23 protein-coding genes are annotated in these 23,684 nt (G+C 30.3%); 15 read left to right on the top strand and 8 right to left on the bottom strand.

Annotated elements, in window-relative coordinates:
* The first annotated feature begins 552 nt into the window (after positions 1–552).
* The 10 genes from FHR24_RS10485 to FHR24_RS10445 all read left to right on the top strand — a co-directional run bounded on the left by FHR24_RS10485 (position 553) and on the right by FHR24_RS10445 (position 8,558).
* Positions 553–1,515, top strand: a complete 963-nt coding sequence (locus tag FHR24_RS10485) for an MBL fold metallo-hydrolase (protein WP_167188095.1) — start codon at positions 553–555, stop codon at positions 1,513–1,515.
* A gap of 128 nt (positions 1,516–1,643) precedes the next feature.
* On the top strand, positions 1,644–2,267 hold the full coding sequence (locus FHR24_RS10480; protein WP_167188092.1) for an O-methyltransferase: 624 nt from the start codon (positions 1,644–1,646) through the stop codon (positions 2,265–2,267).
* 134 nt (positions 2,268–2,401) lie between these two features.
* Positions 2,402–2,602: a hypothetical protein gene (locus FHR24_RS10475; protein WP_167188089.1), complete on the top strand. Its 201-nt coding sequence runs from the start codon at positions 2,402–2,404 to the stop codon at positions 2,600–2,602.
* Between the two features lie 5 nt (positions 2,603–2,607).
* Positions 2,608–3,465 (top strand): SDR family oxidoreductase, encoded by an 858-nt coding sequence (locus tag FHR24_RS10470; protein WP_167188086.1) that lies wholly within the window; start codon positions 2,608–2,610, stop codon positions 3,463–3,465.
* Between the two features lie 51 nt (positions 3,466–3,516).
* Complete coding sequence (locus FHR24_RS15565) at positions 3,517–4,245, top strand: siderophore-interacting protein (protein ID WP_208412333.1); 729 nt, start codon at positions 3,517–3,519, stop codon at positions 4,243–4,245.
* Positions 4,246–5,400, top strand: coding sequence for an ergothioneine biosynthesis protein EgtB (egtB, locus tag FHR24_RS15560; protein WP_208412332.1), 1,155 nt, complete (start codon positions 4,246–4,248; stop codon positions 5,398–5,400).
* Entirely contained in the window at positions 5,397–6,347 is a 951-nt protein-coding gene (locus FHR24_RS10460; RefSeq protein ID WP_167188083.1) for an L-histidine N(alpha)-methyltransferase, read from the top strand. Before egtB ends, FHR24_RS10460 begins: the two co-directional genes overlap by 4 nt.
* A complete protein-coding gene (locus FHR24_RS10455) occupies positions 6,347–6,997 on the top strand; it encodes an aspartate/glutamate racemase family protein (RefSeq protein ID WP_167188080.1) in 651 nt (216 codons plus the stop codon). Before FHR24_RS10460 ends, FHR24_RS10455 begins: the two co-directional genes overlap by 1 nt.
* A gap of 101 nt (positions 6,998–7,098) precedes the next feature.
* Positions 7,099–7,548: a MoaF-related domain-containing protein gene (locus FHR24_RS10450; protein ID WP_167188077.1), complete on the top strand. Its 450-nt coding sequence runs from the start codon at positions 7,099–7,101 to the stop codon at positions 7,546–7,548.
* Between the two features lie 146 nt (positions 7,549–7,694).
* Entirely contained in the window at positions 7,695–8,558 is an 864-nt protein-coding gene (locus tag FHR24_RS10445; protein WP_167188074.1) for an AraC family transcriptional regulator, read from the top strand.
* Positions 8,559–8,651: 93 nt separating this feature from the next.
* On the opposite strand, the gene FHR24_RS10440 is transcribed toward FHR24_RS10445, so the two are convergent.
* The 7 genes from FHR24_RS10440 to FHR24_RS10410 all read right to left on the bottom strand — a co-directional run bounded on the left by FHR24_RS10440 (position 8,652) and on the right by FHR24_RS10410 (position 14,894).
* Entirely contained in the window at positions 8,652–9,890 is a 1,239-nt protein-coding gene (locus FHR24_RS10440) for an NAD(P)/FAD-dependent oxidoreductase (protein ID WP_167188071.1), read from the bottom strand.
* A gap of 7 nt (positions 9,891–9,897) precedes the next feature.
* Entirely contained in the window at positions 9,898–10,206 is a 309-nt protein-coding gene (locus FHR24_RS10435) for a 2Fe-2S iron-sulfur cluster-binding protein (protein WP_167188068.1), read from the bottom strand.
* A gap of 29 nt (positions 10,207–10,235) precedes the next feature.
* Positions 10,236–11,393: a cytochrome P450 gene (locus FHR24_RS10430; protein WP_167188064.1), complete on the bottom strand. Its 1,158-nt coding sequence runs from the start codon at positions 11,391–11,393 to the stop codon at positions 10,236–10,238.
* Between the two features lie 174 nt (positions 11,394–11,567).
* A complete protein-coding gene (locus FHR24_RS10425; protein ID WP_167188061.1) occupies positions 11,568–12,647 on the bottom strand; it encodes a LacI family DNA-binding transcriptional regulator in 1,080 nt (359 codons plus the stop codon).
* Positions 12,648–12,743: 96 nt separating this feature from the next.
* Positions 12,744–12,899, bottom strand: coding sequence for a hypothetical protein (locus tag FHR24_RS10420; RefSeq protein ID WP_167188058.1), 156 nt, complete (start codon positions 12,897–12,899; stop codon positions 12,744–12,746).
* A gap of 54 nt (positions 12,900–12,953) precedes the next feature.
* Positions 12,954–13,538 carry an RNA polymerase sigma factor gene (locus FHR24_RS10415; protein WP_167188056.1) on the bottom strand — a complete coding sequence of 195 codons (585 nt, stop codon included), beginning with the start codon at positions 13,536–13,538 and terminating at the stop codon, positions 12,954–12,956.
* A 174-nt stretch (positions 13,539–13,712) separates the two neighbouring features.
* Positions 13,713–14,894 carry a LamG domain-containing protein gene (locus FHR24_RS10410; protein ID WP_167188051.1) on the bottom strand — a complete coding sequence of 394 codons (1,182 nt, stop codon included), beginning with the start codon at positions 14,892–14,894 and terminating at the stop codon, positions 13,713–13,715.
* A 125-nt stretch (positions 14,895–15,019) separates the two neighbouring features.
* Here FHR24_RS10410 and uvrA point away from each other — a divergent pair, with 125 nt between their 5' ends.
* The 5 genes from uvrA to FHR24_RS10385 all read left to right on the top strand — a co-directional run bounded on the left by uvrA (position 15,020) and on the right by FHR24_RS10385 (position 20,856).
* The gene (uvrA, locus tag FHR24_RS10405; protein WP_167188048.1) at positions 15,020–17,809 is read left to right on the top strand and encodes an excinuclease ABC subunit UvrA; all 2,790 of its coding nucleotides are present in this window, start codon (positions 15,020–15,022) and stop codon (positions 17,807–17,809) included.
* Positions 17,810–18,002: 193 nt separating this feature from the next.
* The gene (locus FHR24_RS10400; protein ID WP_167188045.1) at positions 18,003–18,605 is read left to right on the top strand and encodes an MCP four helix bundle domain-containing protein; all 603 of its coding nucleotides are present in this window, start codon (positions 18,003–18,005) and stop codon (positions 18,603–18,605) included.
* 39 nt (positions 18,606–18,644) lie between these two features.
* Entirely contained in the window at positions 18,645–19,010 is a 366-nt protein-coding gene (locus tag FHR24_RS10395; RefSeq protein ID WP_167188042.1) for a glyoxalase, read from the top strand.
* Between the two features lie 36 nt (positions 19,011–19,046).
* Positions 19,047–20,198 (top strand): DUF3095 family protein, encoded by a 1,152-nt coding sequence (locus FHR24_RS10390; RefSeq protein WP_167188039.1) that lies wholly within the window; start codon positions 19,047–19,049, stop codon positions 20,196–20,198.
* A gap of 94 nt (positions 20,199–20,292) precedes the next feature.
* Positions 20,293–20,856, top strand: coding sequence for a VIT1/CCC1 transporter family protein (locus tag FHR24_RS10385; protein WP_167188036.1), 564 nt, complete (start codon positions 20,293–20,295; stop codon positions 20,854–20,856).
* 176 nt (positions 20,857–21,032) lie between these two features.
* On the opposite strand, the gene FHR24_RS10380 is transcribed toward FHR24_RS10385, so the two are convergent.
* Positions 21,033–23,603, bottom strand: a complete 2,571-nt coding sequence (locus FHR24_RS10380; RefSeq protein WP_208412331.1) for an outer membrane beta-barrel family protein — start codon at positions 23,601–23,603, stop codon at positions 21,033–21,035.
* Positions 23,604–23,684 lie beyond the last annotated feature (81 nt).

The following is a 23,684-nucleotide window of genomic DNA, read 5'->3' as shown; positions in this document are numbered from 1 at the left end:
AGTTAATTCTAAATGTTACGTTTGTCAATCTACAAACATTGAAAGTATAATCATTAGACTTAATAAATAGTACTAGTTTACACTAATATCATTGTACTAGAGGGAAAAAGTGTATTATTAGGCACTTAATATACACAAGGTTCGTTTTTATAAACTTCTTAAAAATAAAAACTACACCTATACTACACTAACAACTACATAAAACAACTAATAAATAGTGTTTTAACACTTACTGTATTGGGAAATAGCATATATTTTTATTGTTTACAAAGCTTAGTTTATTAAACTCTATTTATTGTTTTAAACAGTAATACGATTAAATCATTTCTATTTTATGCGTATCTAAAGTTTTTATCAATCCTATCTTTTTTCTTTTACTAAGTTTAAAAGGATAATTATCGATATATAATTTCTTAAAAAGCTAAAATTCACAAACAAAACATTCTTAACTCATACGGTTACACTTTTACCCTTTTTTGACTTATTTGGATAATCTTTAAACTTCACATTTAAAATACTTTTGTTGTATTAAATAAATTAAAATATAAAACAATGAAGTATTTAAAATTAAAATTTTTACTAGCAGTTATTTTCACATCAACATTAATTATTTCTTGTAATAATGATGATGACAATACCCCAAAAGAAACTGTCGTAGAGTTTGAAACCGCACCTGCTAGTTCTATAATTACAACAGGAGTTGTAGAGGTTATAACAGAAAACACGGTAAGATATCACACGATTGATTTTGGTTCAGGACCTTACACCGTTACTATTGTAGAAACAGAAAACAATATTGTTATTGTAGATTTAGGGCCTGCTCCTACTTTTGCCGCAGAATTAGAAACCTATATAGATGCTATTAACAAACCGGGGACTGTAATTATTACACATAACCACGGAGATCATTATGGAGGTGCTACAAATTTTACTGATCTAGATTTTTATGCCCAAAGTGAAGTTGCCAATCAATTAAACAATACTGATGATTTTACAAGTTTGTATTCTAAAAAAGTTAATGGAGTGAACAATACACAAGTTATAGGTGATTTAACTTTTACCTTTGACAAAGTATCTAACGCAGAAACTGGAGAAAACGGATACTTTTACAATGAAGAACACAAAGTGATTTTTGCAGGAGATCTTGTTTACAATTTAGCACATCCTTATTTAAGAGAATACACACCTAAAGATTCTGAAAACGAATTAGACAACTGGATTACAGGCCTAAATGAATTAAAGACTAATTTTTCTGGGTACAATCACATATTTGTAGGTCATAACAATTCTCGTACAGATATTGGAACCGTAATTAATGAAAACATAACGTATTTACAAAACGCAAAAAACATTATTAACGGAACTAAACCCCTTACTAGTGGTGGAACAGTAACTACACATCAACAAGTTATTGATGAATTACAAGTACTGTATCCTAATTACAAAGAGGGAGGTCTTTTATTATCATTACCCGATGCTTTTTTTCCAGGAGACACAGGTGCAGACTGGTTTTAATATTTAGTTATAATTTTTAAGCAGCAATCATATTCTAATTTATTATGCATCTAATTCATAAATTATTTAGGTGTGATTGTTGCTTATGATAAAATAACTAGTAATGAACATTTAAAAAGAAAACAATCATGACAACTCAACAAAACCAAATAGACAACGTTTTAAATCTACTATATAAAGAAGCTAAAAATGATCGTTATAAAATAATAAAAAGCTTAGCCGAAAGTAGAATTAGACCAATACAGCCTATGGATTTTAAAGATGTTTTTCTTTCTATATCTTCAAAACAAGGAACATATTTAAAACAAATTATTCAGGATCACAATCTAAAAAATATTATTGAGTTTGGAACTTCTTTTGGTATTTCAACATTATTTTTAGCTCAAGGCATACTTAAAACGGGGGGAAAAATTATTACTACAGAATTAATTGAATCAAAAGCAAAACAAGCTGTTGATAATTTTAAAAAAGCAGAAGTAAATCATCTAATAGATCTTAGAGTTGGTGATGCTATGCACACATTAAAAAACCATTCAGAACCTATAGATTTGTTGTTTTTAGATGGATGGAAAGATTTATATTTCCCTCTATTTAAATTGCTTGAACCTAATTTTCATAAAAAAACTTTTGTTTATGTAGATAATGCAGATATGAATGATACTCAAGATTTTTTACAAAAAGTTCGTCAAGATCCAAAATACCATCTTAACTCTAAGTACAACGGAAAAGTGTTCTTAATTACCCACAAATAAGACTTACCACAACAAATCCATACAAAATTAACAATACTCAATCCACAAAAGGTTCAATATTTACCTTTATTAGTGACTAATTTACCTTTTGTTAAAATTAAATTGTATTGAACTTTGTTTAAAACAAAAATAAAATGAGTACCATAGCTAGCTGCCCAACTTGTGGTAGCAAATCCAAAATAAAAGAAACCAACGGACAAACCACTTATCAAGCCGTACAAGATGATGAGGCTTTTAAAAAAATAGAACAACTAAAAAAAGCCATGCAAAAATTTAAAACAAAAGCAGAAAAGTTGGAAAAAGAATTAGAAGACCTTAAATTGAATCAAAAATAACAATTATGAAAATTGCAGTAACATCAGCTAGCGGACAATTAGGATCTGCTATTGTAAAACAATTAATTAAAGAAATTGGCAAAGAAAACATAATTGGTATTGCCAGAACCACCTCTAAAGCAACCCATTTAGGTGTAGAAATTAGAGAGGGAGACTACAACAATCGGGAACAATTTAACACTGCATTAAAAGGTGTTGATGCTGTTCTTTTGGTATCTGGTATGGACAAACCCGAAAATAGAATTCAACAACACAGAAACGTAATTGAAGCAGCGAAACAAAATGGAGTTCAAAAAATTGTATACACTAGTATTGTTGGTCATGAAGAAAACTCTGCATTTAGCCCAATAGTACAAAGTAACAGACAAACAGAAAAAGATGTAATCGCATCTGGATTGCAATGGGCAATTGGTAGAAACGGAATTTATATTGAACCAGATATTGAGTATATAGACAATTACATCAAAGAAGACGGTATTCGTAATTCTGCAGGTGATGGTAAATGTGGTTACACAAGTAGACCAGAACTAGCCTACGCTTATTCACAAATGTTGATAGAAGAGAAACACAATGGAAAAGTTTATAATTTAACAGGAAAAGCAATTACTCAAACTGAATTGGCAGAAATCATCAACCAAGTTTACAATACTAAACTTACTTACACCTCTTTAACTGTTGCGGCTTATGAAGAAGCTAGAAAAAAAGCTCTAGGTGATTTTTTAGGAACTGTAATTGCAGGAATTTATGAGGGAATTAAAATTGGTGCATACGACCTTGTTTCAGATTATGAAAAAGCAGCTGGAAGACCACACAAAAGCACTTTAAAAATTGTTGAAGAAATAAAAAAGAACGAAGAAAAATAGACTTCTAAATCCCTATACAGTAAATGAATTGAATTACAAAAAATGAATTAAATGGGAATTATTGAAAACATATTAAAAAAAGTAGTACTTCAAGAAGCAACTATACTAGAAAAAACACAACTTTCTAGTTCAGTTTATAAAGTTAAATTACAGAGTAAAAACATAACCAACACCCCTTTTATTCCGGGTTCTTTTTTACGCTTAGGAATTGGAATAGGAAAAGAAGATATTTCTTTTAAAGACAAAATAAGGAGTTATAGTGTTTGGAATATTAACAAAAAAGAGGGAACATTAGATTTAGCAATAGCAACCCACAGTAACGGAATTGGAGCAGAATGGGTAAAAAACTGTAAAATTGGAGAACTTATTTACTATAAATGGAAAAAAGGAACTTTTTTAGTAGACAATACTGCTGATTCTTATTTAATGATTGGTGATTTATCTGCATTGTCTCACTTGTATATAATAAACAGAAGTCTTGCTAGCAATAAAAAGGTAGAAAGTATTATTTATAGTCAAAACAAAAAAGATTTATTTACTGATATTGATGGAACAACTCCTTTTAATTTTTATGAAATGCTTCAAAACCCACAAGAAGATATTCTAGAAAAAGTAAAAAAAATTACTTCTAAAATGAATGGTAAAAAAATGGTTTATTTAGCAGGAGATAGCAGAATTTGTCTTGATTTAAATCAATACTTTAGAAAAGAATTACAGTGGGATACCAAACAAATAAAAACAAAACCTTTTTGGAACCCCAATAAAAAAGGACTTGAATAAATGACATCATTAAAACAACAATATCAGGAAGTTCGTTCCTACACTCAACACATTTGCAAACCTCTTAAAACAGAAGATTATGTAGTGCAAGTAGCCGATTTTGCGAGCCCTGCCAAATGGCATTTAGCACACACTACTTGGTTTTTTGAAACTTTTATACTCATTCCAAATTTAGAAAACTACACACTTTACAATTCAGATTTTTCTTTTTTGTTTAATAGCTACTACAACAATGCTGGAGATAGAGTTTTGCGTGCCAATAGAGGAAACATGACCAGACCTACTGTTGATGAAGTTTATAGTTATAGAAAATATGTAGATGATTCTATGATTCAATTGTTAGAAAATAAAATTTCAATAGAAATTCAAAATTTACTTACACTAGGATTAAATCACGAACAACAACATCAAGAATTATTGTTAACAGACATTAAATATATGTTTGGACAAAATCCTCTTTTCCCTCCATATAATACAGAAACAACTTTATTAGATCAGGAACAAAACACAGAATCTGGATATGTGAAAATAGAGGAAGGTGTTTATAAAATTGGATACAAAAACAAAGACTTTTGCTTTGACAATGAGTTAGGAGTACACAAAGTATATCTCCATAAATTTGAAATTTCAAAAGGCTTAGTTACCAACAAAGAATATATAGAATTTATAGAAGCTAATGGTTATAGCAATTTTAATCTTTGGTTAGATGAAGGATGGTCATGGGTACAAAAAAACAAGAAGAACGCTCCTTTATATTGGCATAAAATAAAAAATGATTGGTTTTATTACACCCTAAAAGGATTTAAAAAAGTAGATCCTAATAATATTTTAAAACACATTAGTTTTTACGAAGCTATGGCTTTTGCAGAATGGAAAGGGATGAGATTGCCTACAGAGTTTGAATGGGAAATAGCATCATCTAAATTAAACTGGGGACAACGTTGGGAGTGGACAAATAGTACCTACCTACCCTACCCTAACTTTAAAAAAGCAGCAGGTGCCATAGGCGAATATAACGGAAAGTTTATGATCAATCAAATGGTGCTTAGAGGTGCCTCTATAGCCACATCATCAAACCATAGCAGACCTAGTTACCGTAACTTTTTTCACGCCCAAGAACAATGGCAATTCACCGGAATACGATTAGTAAAATGAACAAACAATTTGCAAAAGATGTAAAATTAGGGTTGAGTGAAACTCCTAAAAATTTATCATCTAAATACTTTTACGACGAAAAAGGCTCTACTCTATTTTCTGAAATCATGAAATTACCCGAGTATTATTTAACCAATGCGGAGTTTGATATTTTTAAAAATCAACCTTTAGACATTATACAGTTATTGGAAATACACAAGACTAGTTATTTTGAGTTGATAGAATTAGGAGCTGGTGATGGATCTAAAACCATAGAATTACTTAAGGTTTTAGAACATGAAAACTATCATTACCAATACTTACCTATTGATATTTCTCAAAAAGCCTTAGATCAAATAGAAAATACTGTTGCACAACAATTACCTAATAAAAAAATAACTCCTAAAAAGGGCGATTATTTTCAAATATTAAACGAGCTAAAAAACTCTCCTTTTCCTAAAGTTGTTTTGTTTTTAGGATCTAATATTGGTAATATGGAAGATGCTTTGGCGAATTCTTTTTTAAAAAAACTAAGCAAAAATTTATCTAAAGGAGATAAAATTATTTTAGGTACAGATTTAAAAAAAGAAAAAGACATCGTATTACCTGCCTACAATGATAGCAAAGGGATTACAAGAGATTTTAACTTAAATTTATTAGAAAGGATTAATCGAGAATTGGATGCAAATTTTGATATTAACCAATTTGAACACGTGCCTGAATATGATGAATTAGAAGGAATTGCCAAAAGTAGAATCCGCAGTAAAATAGACCAAAAAATCCCTATAAACAGTCTTAATTTAACAGTATCATTTAAAGAAAAAGAAACAATTCATACAGAAATTTCTAGAAAATATGATGATGTAATTTTGGAAAAAATCTGTACCAATACAGGCTTAAAAACTATTGGAAAATTAATGGACAAACGCGAGTATTTTGCCGACTACATTCTAGAAAAAAAAAGCTAATGGGATTGGGTAAAATAGGAATACTAGAAATGTCTAAAGACTCTAATAATTTGTATTTAAATATGCTTTCTAATCATTGTAATTTTAATACTACTAATTTTAGCTTCTACCCAACCTATTTTGATGAAATCAACAATTTACTACCCCATCCTTCAAAAGAATTAAAAAAACTATTAGTCAACTATTTAGACAAAATTAAAGATGTAAATTATTTAATAGTTCCTAATATTACCATTCATCAAACTCTTGATGAACTGTTTAAAGAACAAACTTTTAAGTTTAAATTAATACATCCTATTATAGAACTGGTTCATGATTTAAAAAAAGTAGATCAAAATAAAGTAGTTATTTTTGGATCTAAACACACCATGCAACCAGGCTATATTTCTAGTTTACTAGAAAATTACGGAATAAAATGTAGCTTTCCAACCACAAAAGATTATCAACAAATTGAAACATATAGAATAGCCGTTTATAACAAAACAGCGACTCCAGATACTATAAATAATTTTAACACAATTGTTAAAAAACATGCAACTAAAACAAATGTAATACTAGCCTGTACAGAACTTTCTTTGGCTTATAATAGTAACTTTTCTAATGTTTTTGATTTGGTTAAAATTCAAGTTGCATCTTGTTTTTCTAAATAACAATCAATTTTCCTCTTTTCACCATTTATAGTAACACATCTACCTTTTTATACGATTAAATAAATTAGACATTTGTGGTATAATCATTTAAAAAAAATAAAATGAAGACAAAAATAATTACATTTATTTGTGCCTTTCTATTTAGCATAGGAATTAGTGTTGCACAAAACAAAAAAGCAGAAGACTATAAGTTTAATTTTAACGAGCCTGAACACTTTATTGATGGTTACTCTTTAAATTATCAGTACCAAAATGGTACAGCTATACATATGGAATTTAAAGACGGAAAAGCTAGTTACGAATGGATTAATAGACCTAGAAAAGGACACGGAAACAAAGACATTCCTTATCGTTCTAGCAAATTAGGAAACAATATTTATTTGGTTAACTGGCACGAAACAGAAATAAAAGACTACCTAACTATTGTTTTTGATTTTAACAAAATGACAATACATAGTTCTATTATTGTTGGTTATGAAAACAAGCCTAACAGAAAACTAAGAACTGTATTTAAAAGTGGAATCATAGATCATTTAACTCTCTCTAAATAAAACATACTATCTTCTAGATTTGTATTTGTTTACCATAAAATCTGATAAAATTTATAAATTTCATCAGATTTTTTTGTTTAATTTTATAGATATACCAAAGATTATTTAAAGCTTTTTTCTAAATTCATTCTTTTTAAATAAGTAAGATGAATAATATCCCAAATATAGAATTTAACAGGTTAAAACCAAGTAAAATTGAAGGTTTTGAGGTATTAGATTTAGAAACTTTACAAATAAAAAACAAACACTCAGATCACGATCCATACGCTTACCATAGACTTACCTTTTATGTTATTTTTATCATTACTCAAGGTGAGGTTCAACATTGGGTTGATTTTAATTCTTGTCAACTTAAAACAGGAGATAGCTTATTAGTTTCAAAAGGTCAAATACATGCTTTTGATAAAAAATCTAATTACCAAGGATATCTGGTCGTATTTACAGATGCTTTTTTGTTAAAGCACTTATCAAACTCTATGCTTCATAAATTAGAGTACCTTTTTGATACATTTTCTGGAATTAAAAGTTTTCATTCTCCTACAGAAAACAATACTCTTATTAATGTATTAAATACTGAGTTAAATTCTGCTCCTAAAGAAATTGCTGCAGATTTAACATCATCATTACTTTCTATTTACTTGTTAAAATTATTGGTTAAAAACAAAGATGTAAATCCAATTTTATTGGATAAAAATCAAGAAGTCTTTAATAAGTTTAGAGCACTAGTCGAAAAAAACTACACTCAAACGAGAGATGCTAAAAAATATGCAAGTGATTTACATATATCTTACAAGCATTTAAACACTATTTGCAAAGCAATTACAAAAAACACAGCTAAAGCATTTATAGATAATTTTGTTATATTAGAAGGAAAGAGGTATTTAGTAGCATCAACAGATACTGTAAAAGAAATTAGCTATCAATTAGGTTTTGATGAACCTACTAATTTTCAAAAGTTTTTTAAAAAACACACACAATTAACCGCTAAAGAATTTAGATCTCACTATTAGTAGCGTTCTTTTTTAGAGAAATATAGAATCACAAAAAACAGCCTTTTTTCTTATCTAGAAAAAAGGCTGTTTTTTGTGATTTACTCCACTATATTAAGACTTCAATAATTCTGCAGGTTTAAATACCACAGAAGTATCTACTAGCTTCTCTTTATCTATTGTTGCATTTTCTTTAATAAACTTAGTTCCAACAACATAAGCTTTGGCATTATTTACTGCATCTACAGCTAATAAAGTCTCATCTTTAAAATACCAAATAGAAAACTTCAAATCTTCTTCCTTACGCATCAATACCTGATTGTATCCTTGAGACAAACCAACCATTTGTAACTTTACGTTGTATTGATCTGACCAAAACCAAGGAATTGTGTTGTATACAGTTTTTTTTCCACAAATAGCAGCAGCAGCCACTTTTGCTTGATCCACTGCATTTTGCACAGATTCTAATCTTATATAGCGATTGTAGTGCGGATTGAAATGATAACTACAATCTCCTATAGCATATATAGTAGCATTGCTAGTCTTAGCTGTTTCATCAACCTTAATTCCATTTTCTAGCGTTAATCCAATAGAACTAGCTAATTCTGTATTTACCAAAATACCTACTCCCACTACAATAACAGAAGCTTTGTAAGAAGTACCATCGGCACAAACAACGGTATTTATACCATTTTCTGTTTCTATAGCCACTACATTTTTAGTGGTCAACACACTCACATTATTTGAACTGTGTAACTCCTCAAAAAAAGTTGACATTTCTGGAGCCGTAACTCTTGCTAAAATTCTTTCTTCTCTTTCTAAAACAGTCACTTCTGCTCCCATTTTTTTTAAAGAAGCTGCCGTTTCTAGTCCAATATAACCTCCGCCAATTACCACTACATCTTTAGTGCTAGCGTTTAACAAAGCTGTCTGAATATTTTCTACATCTTTTGCCGTTCTTAATGGATATAAATTAGTAGCTGTTTTAATTCCTTTTATTGGTGGAATGATAGGTCTTGCTCCTGTTGCCATTACCAAAATATCATAAGACTGAACAGAACCATCACTTAAGGTTAATTCCTGTTTTTCTTTATCAATACTATTTACTGATACTCCTAATTTTAGCTGAATACTATCTTTTACATAACTTTCTTTAGACTTTAACTGATAAGCTTCAATTCCCAAAGGAGATGTTAAATAAGCTTTAGACAAAGGAGGTCTGTGGTACGGAATTTCAGGATCTTTGTCTATCAAAATAATTTTACCTTCCCAACCTTCTTTACGCAAAGCTGTTCCAAAATTTACTCCTCCATGGCTAGCTCCAATAACTACACACGTTTTGTTTGCAGACATACGTATATTATTTAGCTACTTGTAAAACAACTCCATCTAACGCATCAGACACATCTAACTGACAACACAAACGACTATATTCACTTACATTATCATCTAGTTCTAACATATCTTGTTCTATTTCACTAGCTGTTCCTGTTTTAGATACGTGTTCTGGCAAAACGTGTACATGACACGTTGCACAAGAACATACACCTCCACAATCACCATCTATTCCTTGCACTCCATTATCTACTGCCAATTGCATTACAGAACCAGATGTTGCTTCTAATTCTATTTTTTCGTTATCGCTTGTTATAAAAGTTATTTTAGCCATTTTATTGTTCTTTAGTTGTTTTGTTTTATTTAGTGATTGTGAAACTTTACAGTTAAACTATCATATCCTACTTTTCTTTTAAAATCTCCTAGATCCTCTATATTTTCTTTTGCTTCAATAATATCTATAGAAGCAACTTTATTTGCTATTGTTGTTAAAAAAATATTCATAATTTGACGAGCATGTGTTGCACCTAAACAATTATGAGTTCCAAAACCAAAGGCTACATGCGGATTTAATTTTCTATCCAATACTACTTCATTTGGATTTTCAAATACGGTTTCATCTCTGTTAGCAGATGCCCAACACAAAGAAATTCTTGTGTCAGCTTTTACTGCATGTTCACAAACTACGGTATCTTCAGTAGCCACTCTTCCCATTTGTGTTAATGGAGAAAAATATCGAATTAACTCTTCTACAGCTTTTCCAGTATACTCAGGATTTTCTTTAATATATTGTATCGATTTTGGGTTGTCTGCAAAGTAAGCTACCGAATTGGTTAAGGCATTGATAACCGTATCACGACCACCTGCAAAAGTTAAAATCATCACCCCTTTTACTTCTTCTTTTGATAGTTTTTTTCCATCAATTTCTGAAGCTAACAATACTGAATATAAATCGCATCCTGGTTTTGCAATTGCCTTGTCAATTTCGGCATCAATATAATCGTATAAAATATTTGCTTTATCTCCATCTAATGATGATCCTTCACTTCTAAACACATGCGTTCCCCAAGAAATCCATTTCTCAGACTCTTCAAAAGGAGTGTTTAATAATAGAGTTAAAGCTCTAGATTGTAGTTTTAAAGATAAATCTTCAACAACTTCTATGTTATCTTTAGTTAAAACCTCATCAATAATAGTTTCTACTATAGTTGTTAATTTTTGCTGATACGCTTCATCTAGAGGTCTTTTAAACCAAGCTTCTACTAAATTTCTATAAGCTTTATGTTCTGGTGGATCTACTTCAAAAGGAATTTGTCTTGTTTCTCTAATATGTACTTCTGATGGAATTACAATTCTACCAGGTGCAGCTCCAGATTGAAAAGTTTTCCAATTATGAGCACTTTTACGTACATCTTTTAAACGTAACAACATAGTTGCTGGATCATTTTGATCTTCCATATGACCACAACCACTCTCTATACGTGCCTTTTTAAACGGATCTGAAATTTCACTTGTATTCATCTTCTTTATTTTTTAGGAATAGATTTAGACACTTTACAATTTAAGTAATAGCTACTAAAACCTATAAATACAAAGATACAGGTGATTTGTGTTTATAAAATTATACGTTATTAACACATAATTATCTATTATTAACTCAAAAATAGATATACACATCCAAAAGAGGAATAGATTTTATTTTTCAGGAATACTGGGTAATATACTCTGAATTTCTTGCAACAAGTTTTCTATTTTTTGTACTGCATTAGATTCTTTTTCTATCAACATTGTACTTTGTCTTTCTACAAGTTCAACATCAATAAATTGTTTAGAAATTAGGGTATCATCATTTAGTTGTAATAATACTTGTTGAACCGCTTGTTTTCCTATTTCTAAAAAGTTTTGTTTAACGGTTGTTAATGGAGGATTAAAATAAGCACTATCAGCAGTATCATCAAAACCACTAACAACTATTTGCTGTGGAACGGCTTTTTTTTGTTCGGAACAAGCACGTAATGCACCTAAAGCCATTTGATCACTCACAACCAACAATGCATCTATTTGTATAGGTTGTAACAGCATTTTCGTGGTTTCTAAATAGCCACTTTTTGCACTCCAATCTCCTTCTGCCTGTAATACTATTTTAGCATTTTCTTTTTTTATTTCATTTTCCCAAGCTAATTTTCTTTGATTTGCTGCCCAAGAATTAGCAGGTCCATTAAGCAAGGCAAAACGAGAATGTCCTTGACTTAATAATAATTTGGCCATTTTACTAGCCCCATCATAATGGTTTGCTGATACTTGATTTACATGAGCTTCTACAGGAACATCAATAAACAAAAAAGGGATGTGAGCATATTTTTTTACAATACTTTCTGCCATATTTTTTGTTACAGCTAAGTTTATTAAAATAGCATCTACTTGTTGTGATAATAACTCTCTTATTGTTTGCTCTAAGCTATCTTCTCCATTTTCTAAAACACTAATAGATATAGAATACCCTTCTTTTTTACTCTCTAATCTAATTCCTTCTACAATATTCATGGCTCCTTCCATCGTCATTTCAAGAGAAATAACCCCAAATATTTTAGCTTTTTTACGAACCAATAACTGAGCTCCTTTGTTAGGAACATAACCAAGAGTATCTATAGCTGCTTGAACTTTTTTTAATGTTTCTGAATTTACATTGTCTCCTCCGTTGGTAACTCTAGAAACTGTTTGTGTAGAAACTCCAGCCAATGCTGCTACCTCTTTAAAAGTTACTTTTTTACTCATAATCCATTATTCTGTATCACAAATATACGCGCATTGTTATTTATTTTGCTAAAATTTAATATTATCTATGGCTTAAAATATAAAAAAGGTTTGACATTAATTTTTGTCAAACCTTAATTCTTTAATCATTTTTCCTTTTTGAATATGAAAGGATTTTGAATACGCTAACAAAAAAGAAATTGTTTCTGTATTGGGTTTATTTTTTTCCATTTGTTTTTCTTCAGAAGAAGACGTTGAGTAATTTTTTATCATGTAGTATATCGTTTAATTATCCTAAAACGATAAAAATCTATTTTTAGTATACTATCAAGAAATAAATATTTCTTTTTCCTCTATCACTTTTCTTAAATTAATTAAAGCATAACGCATTCTACCTAAAGAGGTATTAATACTTACTTCTGTTTGATCTGCTATTTCTTTAAAACTCATCCCCATAAAAATGCGCATTTTTAATACTTGCTGTTGATCTTCGGGTAGTGTTGCAATCAAACTTATTATTTTTCGCAAAGTTTCCTCCTGTTCAATTTTACTCTCTACAGGAACATCTTCAATTCCTATAAAGTCTAAAACATCATATGTATCTGTAGCATATTTTGTTTTTTTACGTTTTTTATCTCTATAAAAATCCATTGTTAGGTTATGAGAAATACGTATTGCCCAAGGTAAAAACTTCCCCTCTTCATTGTACGCCCCTCGCTTTAATGTATGTATTATTTTTATAAACGTATCTTGAAACAGATCGTTTGCTAAATCTCTATCTCCTGTTTTGGACAGGATAAAACCAAATATTTTTTGTTGATGTCTTTCTATTAATACAGCTAAACAAGATTCATTTCCTTTTATATACTCAGAAACCAACTGAGCATCGCTTTTTGATTGTAACAAGTTCATTTATAAATCTTTTAAATATGTTAGGTAGTTTTAGAACGTATAGGCAATCAAAAGTTTTAATTTAGTTAAGAAATATTTCACAAAAAACATACCAAAATAAAAACAAAATACATTTTAAACAAAAAAACCAACCTTATATAAGATTGGTTTTTAAGTTATTATAATAATGTTTTTTTAGCTTTTTGGTTTAAAGACTCTTATCCAATCTACTTTCATATCGTTATTTTTTGTAGGATCCTTTAAATCACTATCTCTGGGCATTCTTCCTGCTTTGGCATGCCAATCTTGTGCTTCTACATTTATAATAATATCCATAGCTTTGGTAAAGCCTTTTCCTCCTTGATATTCATAAGGGTCTACAATACTAACCGTAGACATTTTATTTGCTTTTTCTAACATGTTAAAATCATATTCTGATGATGTTCCTGTTTGTGTAATTTTTTGTTTTCCGTTACTCACATCTAACTTTCCATTAGTCATGGTTGGATACCCATATTCCCAAACTCCATTTATTTTAGTTGCTACAGATTTGTCATACAAAACACGCATTAGCTCACCATCCATATAATGCTCAAAATGTACAGGGCTTTTCCAATACACTCCCATGGTTACATATTTTCTTTCTCCATTTACATCACAATACTCTCCCCAACTTTTTACTCCTTCTTTTTTAAGCCAAGATCCTTTATCTCTAGGCTGATAATCTGTAAAAGGTTTTCTTATAAAAGAGTGAATACTCACATGAATAAATTCAGCAAAATATGCGTTTCCTGGATCTTTACCTCCGTAACATTCAATAATATCAATTTCTTGTGTAGCATCTGGACTTAACAACCAAACATCCGAAGCCAAAGCTAAATTGGTAACACTTACTTTAGATTCTATAAACACGGGATATTGTACTGGTTTTGTAGATGCAATACAACCTGTACTAATTCCGCTATTGGGCATATTCATTTTAACCCCTCTCTTAGAAACAGGGTTCGATTCTTTTTCAGAATTCCATCTGTCTGTCTTTATAATCAAATCATTTCCATCTACAGAAATCTTATCATATTTCCAATACGTAACTCCAGGACCATCCCAAGCTGCGTGATAAAAATTTTTCCATTTATTTTGTCCAAATGTAGTTAAAGAGTTTGTTGCCTCATATGTGTAATTAAAATCATCCGAAATATCAGCCTGAAACTCCCATGTTTCTTCATTCGTAATCTGCTTGGGTAACGGAATTAATTCCAAAGTATGTTTATGATTACTTACTTTTTCATCTAGTGTAGCTGTAGCTTTATTTTTAGTAGTTCCACAAGCAATAAGCGCTATACATCCTATAAATACTCTTATATTATTTAATTTCATCAACTTAAAGTTTAGTTTAAAATGTTCATTATCAAAACTAAATATCAATTAGATAATAAAACAGAATAGATAACCTAAAAACCACAACAAATCATTTATTTTTACGGTGCAAGACAATATGTATTATGAGCAAAGAACTAGATAGTTTATCAACAAAAGAATATATTTTAATAAAAGGAGCTGGTTTACACAATTTAAAAAATATTGATGTAGCCATTCCAAGAAACAAACTGGTTGTTATTACAGGGCTATCTGGATCTGGAAAATCTAGTTTAGCTTTTGATACTTTGTATGCCGAAGGACAACGTAGATATGTAGAAAGTCTTTCTTCATATGCTCGTCAGTTTTTAGGAAAACTAAACAAACCTAAGGTAGACTATATTAAAGGTATTGCTCCCGCTATTGCTATAGAACAAAAAGTAAATTCATCTAACCCACGTTCTACGGTAGGAACTACTACAGAAATTTATGATTATTTAAAATTGTTATATGCCCGAATTGGAAAAACCATCTCTCCTATTTCTGGCAATCAAGTAAAAAAAGAAACGGTTTCTGATGTTATCAATCATCTAAAAAAATTAGAAGAAAGAACTAAGTTACTGCTATTAGCTCCTTATGATTTAGGTGATAGAGATGCTGACAAAGCCTTGCAAATTTTAGTACAGCAAGGTTATGCTAGAATTAAAGTGGATAAAGAAACTTTACGAATTGAAGAGGTAGAATCTAAAAACATTACTGCTAAAACTGAATTAAATTTAGTAATTGATAGAATTGTAGTAAAAGACGATGAAGATTATTACAACCGCTTGGCAGATTCTATACAAACCGCATTTTACGAAGGAAAAGGATTGTGTGTGTTAGAAAATTTATCAGATAACACTACGCGTGAGTTTAGCAATAAGTTTGAGTTAGATGGTATGACTTTTTACGAACCCAATACTCATTTTTTTAGTTTTAACAATCCTTATGGAGCTTGTCCTACTTGTGAAGGTTACGGAAATGTAATTGGTGTAGATGAAGAATTGGTAATTCCAAACACCTCTCTTTCTATTTATGAAGATTGTATTGCTCCTTGGAAAAGTGAAAGTAGTTCTGAATATAAAAATCAGTTGATAAATTATGCATTTGAGTACGACATTCCCGTACACAAACCTTGGTTTGAATTGACGGAAGCTCAAAAAGAATTGGTTTGGAATGGAACAAAAAACTTTGATGGAATTCATGACTTTTTTAAATATTTAGAAGAAAAAAGCTATAAAATTCAGTTCCGTGTAATGTTGTCTCGTTACCGAGGAAAAACCAAATGTACTACCTGTAAAGGAACCCGTTTAAGACCTGAAACCAACCATGTATTTATAGGTAATAAAACCATTAATGAGCTAATAAATTTACCTATTGATGAGTTAACTGTATTTATGAAACAGTTAGAACTTGATAAATACGATGCCGTTATTGGTAAAAGATTGTTGGTAGAAATTAACAATAGATTGGAATTTTTAGACAATGTAGGTTTAGGGTACTTAACCTTAAACAGAGCCTCTAACACTTTATCTGGTGGAGAAAGTCAACGAATTAACCTAGCCACTTCTTTAGGAAGCAGTTTGGTGGGTTCTATGTACATTTTAGACGAACCTAGTATTGGTTTACACCCAAAAGATAGTTTAAAACTAATTGAAGTCTTAAAACAATTAAGAGATTTAGGAAACACGGTAATTGTGGTAGAACACGATGAAGACATTATGAAACAGGCTGATTATATTTTTGACATTGGTCCTGATGCGGGTGTTTTTGGTGGTGAATTAGTGGCAGAAGGTACCTATAAAGAGCTTTTAAAAGCAACTACACATACTGCCAATTATTTAAGCGGAAAAGATTTAATAGAAGTTCCTAAAAAAAGAAGAATTTCTAAAAATAAAATTGAAATTATTGGTGCTAGAGAAAATAATTTAAAAAATATAAATGTTACCATTCCCTTAAACGGTTTAACTGTAATTACAGGAGTTTCGGGTAGTGGAAAAAGTACTTTGGTAAAAGATATTGTCTATCCTACTTTGCAAAAACACTTGTTTGGTCAAGGAAACAAAATTGGAGAAGTTACCAACGTAAAAGGAGATTTAGATGCGGTTAAAAACGTTGAGTTTATAGATCAAAATCCTATTGGTAAATCGTCTCGTTCTAACCCTGTTACCTATATAAAAGCGTATGATGATATTCGTGCTTTGTTTGCGCATGAAAACTTAGCTAAAATGAGAAACTATCAACCTAAACATTTTTCTTTTAATGTAGATGGCGGACGATGTGAAACTTGTAAAGGTGAAGGAGAAGTTACCATAGAAATGCAATTTATGGCAGATGTGCATTTGCCTTGTGAAACCTGTAACGGAAAACGTTTTCAGAAAGAAGTATTAGAGGTCAAGTTTCACGATAAAAATATAGATGATATTTTAAATCTATCTATAGACCAAGCTTTGGACTTTTTTAAAACACACAAACAAACTAAAATCAGCAAAAAACTACAACCTTTGTTAGATGTTGGTTTGGGTTACGTAGCTTTAGGACAATCGTCTTCTACTCTATCTGGTGGAGAAGCACAACGCATAAAATTAGCTTCTTTTTTGGTAAAAGGAAGTCGTCAAGAGCCAACACTTTTTATTTTTGATGAACCTACTACAGGATTGCATTTTCACGATATTAAAAAATTACTAACATCTATGAATGCCCTAATCAACAACGGACATTCTTTAATTGTAATAGAACACAATATTGATTTTATTAAATGTGCTGATTATATTATTGACATTGGAAAAGATGGAGGTAAAAATGGAGGAAATGTTTTGTTTATGGGAACCCCCGAAGCTTTAGCAGGACATAAAGAATCTTATACTGGGCAATTTCTAAAAGAAAAACTAAGTTAAGAATTGTGGTTCTATAGTGAATTTATCAAAAAAAATCTCTTTTTACAAAACAAGTAAAACAGTAAAAAACAACGCTAGTAACAGAGTTGTTAAAATCTAAAAAACAATTACAAGTCTATAAATATCCTTTATTTTTCACGAATAAAATGTATATATTCATACTGTTTTTTACAGATATAATAAATTTAGCCTTATGATTAATTTTAATAAAATAAAAAAAGTTGCCAGTATTCTTTTAGTGTTTTTTATCGTGTTAAGTACCAATTTGGTAGATAAAGACAATTACAATAAACTTAGAGAATCGGTAACAAATATTTACGAAGATAGAATTATTGCTAGTGATTTACTTTTTGAAACAGTCATGCTAATTCATCAAAAGGAAGTTGCCATTATATCTTTAGATTCTACTTTTTTTAAGATTAAAAACAGAACAAACAACCTTGAGATTTCAAACTATATTACCAGGTATGACCAAACAAAATTAACCGAAAAAGAACATACCCTTTTTAATGATCTTAAAAAGGATATTAAACAACTAAAAGAGATAGAAGAAAAATACATCCTATCTAAATCTATCACTCATAAAAATCAGTTATTACAAAACATTAAAAAGATTACATTAAAACTTCAAAACTTATCTAAAATTCAATTAGATGAGAGTAAAACACAGATGTTTACAAGTAACAATGCCATGAAAACTATTAATATATTTACGCACCTTGAAATTATATTTTTAGTAGTAATGGCCATTTTAGTACAAATCATCATATTTTACGAACCCAAGCAAAAAGATTAATACTTATTTAAAACTATCTCTTTAGTAATTTAAAATTGTATGAATAAAAAAGAACTAAGACCTAACATTCCTTCTGCCAAAGTAGATGATACAATGTCTACAGAAGAACAATTTCAGAACCTTGTTATAAGACCTATTATTAAATTACAGCACAACACTATTATTGCTTTGTTTGATAATTATTTAGAACACTCTGATTTTGACATTCATAAATTTGACACCCTTAAAAAATTAGAGTTTTTAAAAACGGTAGCTTCAAGAAATCAACATTTAAGAAATCAATATGTAGGAATAATAATTGGAATGTTTACCGATGAAGAATTTGCTGTATATTTAACCAATATGGGAGAATATTCTAAACGAATTATGCAAATAATTTCTCAAAGAATACAAGATACGTATTAGTCTATTTTTAACTAAAATTTTAATTTTTTTTTAACAATGGTAAACAATGCCGATTTTTATAAAAAACTACCAAAACAAACTCTTGATTTGGCTGATTTATTAATCAATCCTGCTTTGTTTAAAAACGTTCCCGAAAATTGGCACGTGGTAAATGTAGATATTGAAAATTCTAGTATTGCTGTACAAAACGGCTACCATCACGATGTAAACTTATCGGCAACAGGAAGTATTATTGTTGTTTTAAATGAGTTAGAAAAAATTGATAAAAAGATAAGAGTTCCTTATTTTTTTGGTGGTGATGGAAGTACTTTTCTTGTTCCAGACACCTTCTTAAAAAGAATTTTAAAAGTTTTAAACAATTATAGCATTCATATTAAAAACAATGCTAATTTAATTCTTCGAGTAGGTTCTGTTTCTGTTAAACAACTTTACAAACAAGGCAAAAAAATTAAGATTGCAAAGCATAAATTAACCGCACAATTAACCATTCCTATCATATTAGGTACTGGTTTAAATTATGCCGAAGATTTGGTTAAAAAAACATTTAAAGAAAGTTCATCACATAAAAAACATACTCCTGTAAATTTACAAGGAATGGAATGTAGGTGGCAAGAAATAGCAGCTCCAGAGGGAACGAAAAAAATTGTTTGTTTGTTAGCACATTGTTCCGTAGAAAACAAACAGAACAATGTGTATGCTAGTGTTCTTAGTCAAATAAACTTGCTATTTGGATCTTTTGAAAACAGAAAACCCATTACTCCTACAAACTTACATTTAGACACTACCTTACAAAAAATTAAAAACGAGATGAAAATTAAACTTACTCGTTTTAGCAGATTGTATCTTATCCTAAATTGGCTGGGAACTGTATTTGTTAATTTTTATTTAAACTTTTCTAAAAAAGGGCCAAAGTTTTACAAAGAAATTAGTCAACTTTCTCACACCTTAATGATAGATGGTACTATTAACACCGTGTTTTCTGGTTCCGAAGAAAACATTCAAAAATTGATCGTTTTTTTAGACTCCTTAGAAAGAGACAATTTATTAATTTACGGAATTCACACAACCAAAGCTTCCATTCTATCCTGTTATGTAAAAGATAGAAGCGACAACCACAATCATTTTGTTGACGGTACAGAAGGTGGTTATACAGCTGCTGCAAAAATGTTTAAGTCTAAACTTATCTAATCCTGTTTTAAACAATTATTTCCGCTCTTTTTAGTTAGTTTCTAAATGTTTATTCTATTAATTTTAACCTAATCAATAGAATAATTACGTAAACATGGCTGCTAATACCTCTAAAATATATCAAAAAACAGAAAAATATTTAGGTGAATTTGTATACGGTGGTATTGATGGCTGTGTGACAACTTTTGCTGTAGTTGCAGGTTCTGTAGGAGCAAATTTAAATAGTTCTATTATTATTATTTTAGGATTTGCCAATTTATTAGCCGATGGATTTGCCATGTCTATTGGTGCTTATCTTTCCGCAAAAACAGAAAAAGACAATGCTTTAAAACATGCGATTACAGAAAACGATAAAACAAAAATAGAACAAGACTTTAATCCTATTGCCAAAGGAACTGTTACGTATATTTCTTTTTTATTAATAGGGATTTTCCCATTACTATCTTACGTTATTGATTTTTTACACCCTTTAGACAAATCAGTATTTCTATATTCGGCTCTAGCTACTGGTTTTGGTTTTATTATGGTAGGCTCTTTAAAATCTTACATTAACCACAAAGCCATATGGAAAGGAATTACAGAAACATTGGTATTGGGTTTATTGGCAGCTTTGGTTTCTTACTATGTAGGAGATTGGATTGAAGGTTTAATTGATTAGCATACTAACAGCTATAAATAATACGTTCTGAATTTGAGCTCTAAACAAATTTTCGATGTGCTTTTTAGTGCCTTAAAACACTCGGATCGACATTCTTAAATCTTGATAAAAAAGAAAGAGCACATGCTTTACAGCAATGTGCTCTTTTCAATAAAAAAACTAACTAAACTATATTTTTAAAATTCACTTTTACCAAATTCACTATCGATAAACTTAGATTTATTTTTGAATTTATTGAAGGTATAGGTTAAGTTTAACGATACAATATCTACTTCATACACATAATTGGTAGTTGTATAAAACTCATCGGGTCTCCAAGTAGAAATACGTTGCTCGTTAGACTTTAATAAGCCCATATCTATGTTTTGCCATTGTAGGGTTGCCATTAAACGGTCATCCATAAATGATTTTTTAAACGTTAAGTTTGGAGTGTAAAATCTAGAATCCTCTCCCATAGCTGTGTTTCTATCAGAAATGTAATTTAAAGCAAACTGAATAGAAGCATTTTCCCAGAAAGAATAGGTAGAGTTTACGTTGAATGAATAAATAGTAGATTCACTGTTGATATCGTAAATTCTTTCTCCTTTACCATTTCTGTGATCAAAACTTAAAGCACCATCAATAGCATAATTGTAAATGTTTGCTCCAATAAAGTTGGTCCAGTTTTTAGAAGGTTTAAAAGTTGCTCCCAACTCAATACCCACAGCGTTACTTTTACCTACGTTAGAATATACACGATTTAAAATACTATCATTAACAACTGGGTTTGGATTTGTTACAGAGTTATTATCTCCATCAGTATTTCCATCTTCGTACACCAATGCATTCACACGGTTAATTACGTTTTTAGTATGTCTAAAATAAGCCGTTGCATATATAGAATTTCCTCCTTTAAATCTTTTATTAATCCCCAATTCTACCAAGTCAATAAACTCTGGTTTTAATTCGTTATCTCCTTGCTCATAAACCTCTGAGTGCTCACGCTCTGCAAAACTGTTCATTTTAAAAGTTGTAGTACGTTGTACTCTTTTACTGTAGGCTGCTTTTACGTTTGTTTTATCGTTTACTTTGTATTGTAAAGAGGCTGATGGAAACAATTTAAAATAATCATATTTATAAGTGTTTTTATTAGTATCTGATGCTAATTTCTCTTTATATTCTCTATCCATAGATTCTGCACGTACTCCTGCTGCATAATTCCATTTCTCTTTCCCGCCAGATATTTGTGCATACGCAGCATGTATGGTTCTTTTTAAAGCAATATCACTAGAAAATTCAGGTACAGGATTAAATTGAGTATCTCCTAAAGTTACATTTTTACGTTCATAAGTAAAATCTCCGGTATGGTCTAAATGTCTAAACTGATATCCTGTTTCTATGGTACCAAAACTCATTGGTTTCCACTTGTAATCTAAATTAAAACGGACACCATTTAATGGGTTGTCGTTGGTGTTTTTTTCTTGTTGATAAACTTCTGTATAATCAATATCACTTACGTTGTCATTTTCTGTAGGACCTCCTAAAAATGTATACTCATATAAAACCGAAGCAGCTAATTTAGATTTGTCTTCAAATTTGTGAGCATAATCAAAACTAGCTAAGGCAAAATCTCCTTTACGAGTTCTTAAGTTATGATTGTAATATGCAAATTCGTTTGTTTTAGCTCCACTACCCACGGCAGGTACTGTGTAATTATCGTAATAAATATCTGCCAACCTATCTTTTTTCTTTTTACCACCGTACAATCCTAATGTAAACTCATCAGCATCATTTGGTGTGTAGTCTACTGTAAATCTTGCATTGTAGCTTACATCGTCAAAACTACGTTCTCCATCAGACGGTAAATACCTGTGTGTGTTGTTTGCTTCGTTTATAATATCTAAACCACCCTCTCTTCTACCAGAAATATCGTTACGTTGATAACTAGCTCCTACAGAAAAATTCCAATTATCTGTTCTTGTATTGTAAGTAACATCGGCACCGTATCTATGTGGATATTCTTTGGTATCGTAATCTTGAATTGCTGGCAAACCACCACGAACATTTACTTGTAAATAATCTCCGTTAACGGCTCCTTTTTTGGTAATTATATTTAAAATCCCTCCTGCTCCTTCAGAATCATACTTAGCTGATGGTGCTGTAATTAATTCTACTTTTTCTAAAGCATTTGCGGGTAATTGTGCTAAAATAGAAGCAGCATCTCCCTGTGTTGGTTTACCGTTTAATAAAACCGCAAAACTGTTGCTACCTCTAACGTTTATATTACCTTCTGCCCCTACACTTACTGAAGGCAAGTTTTTAATAACATCTACAGCACTACCTCCTTGACTGTTTTGAAATTTATCTGTATCAAAAACCTGTCTATCAATTTTATGAACTACCGTAGCAGCCTCGCCTGTTAAAACCACAGCATCTAACTCACTACTATTAATAGACAATTCAATAGTTCCTAAGTCTACAAAAGCATTTTTTTTAGGAATCTTAATGTCTAAAATATTTTGAGTTTTATATCCCATAAAAGAAGCTTCTAATTTATAATCTCCAGCCTTAATACCTTTAATTAAAAATTCTCCGTTTTGCTCTGTAACAACTCCAGTAACTAACTTTCCTGTTTCTTTATTATACAATGCTGCAGTAGCATATTCTAGAGCTTCTTTGCTATTTTGGTCTGTAATCTTACCTGTTATTTGTGCAGCGGCAAAATTAGACGACATTGCAATTACTAGAAGTGTAAAAACACTTTTCATAAAATTCATTTTAGTCTGTTTCAATTTATTTTCTTTTTAATGTTTCTAAAAAATTATAGTACAATAATACATTATGTTATC

Source organism: Wenyingzhuangia heitensis (assembly GCF_011762155.1).
Classification (GTDB): Bacteria; Bacteroidota; Bacteroidia; order Flavobacteriales; family Flavobacteriaceae; genus Wenyingzhuangia; species Wenyingzhuangia heitensis.
Note: the sequence above shows the minus strand (reverse complement) of the source record. Positions and strands in the feature narration are given on the sequence as shown.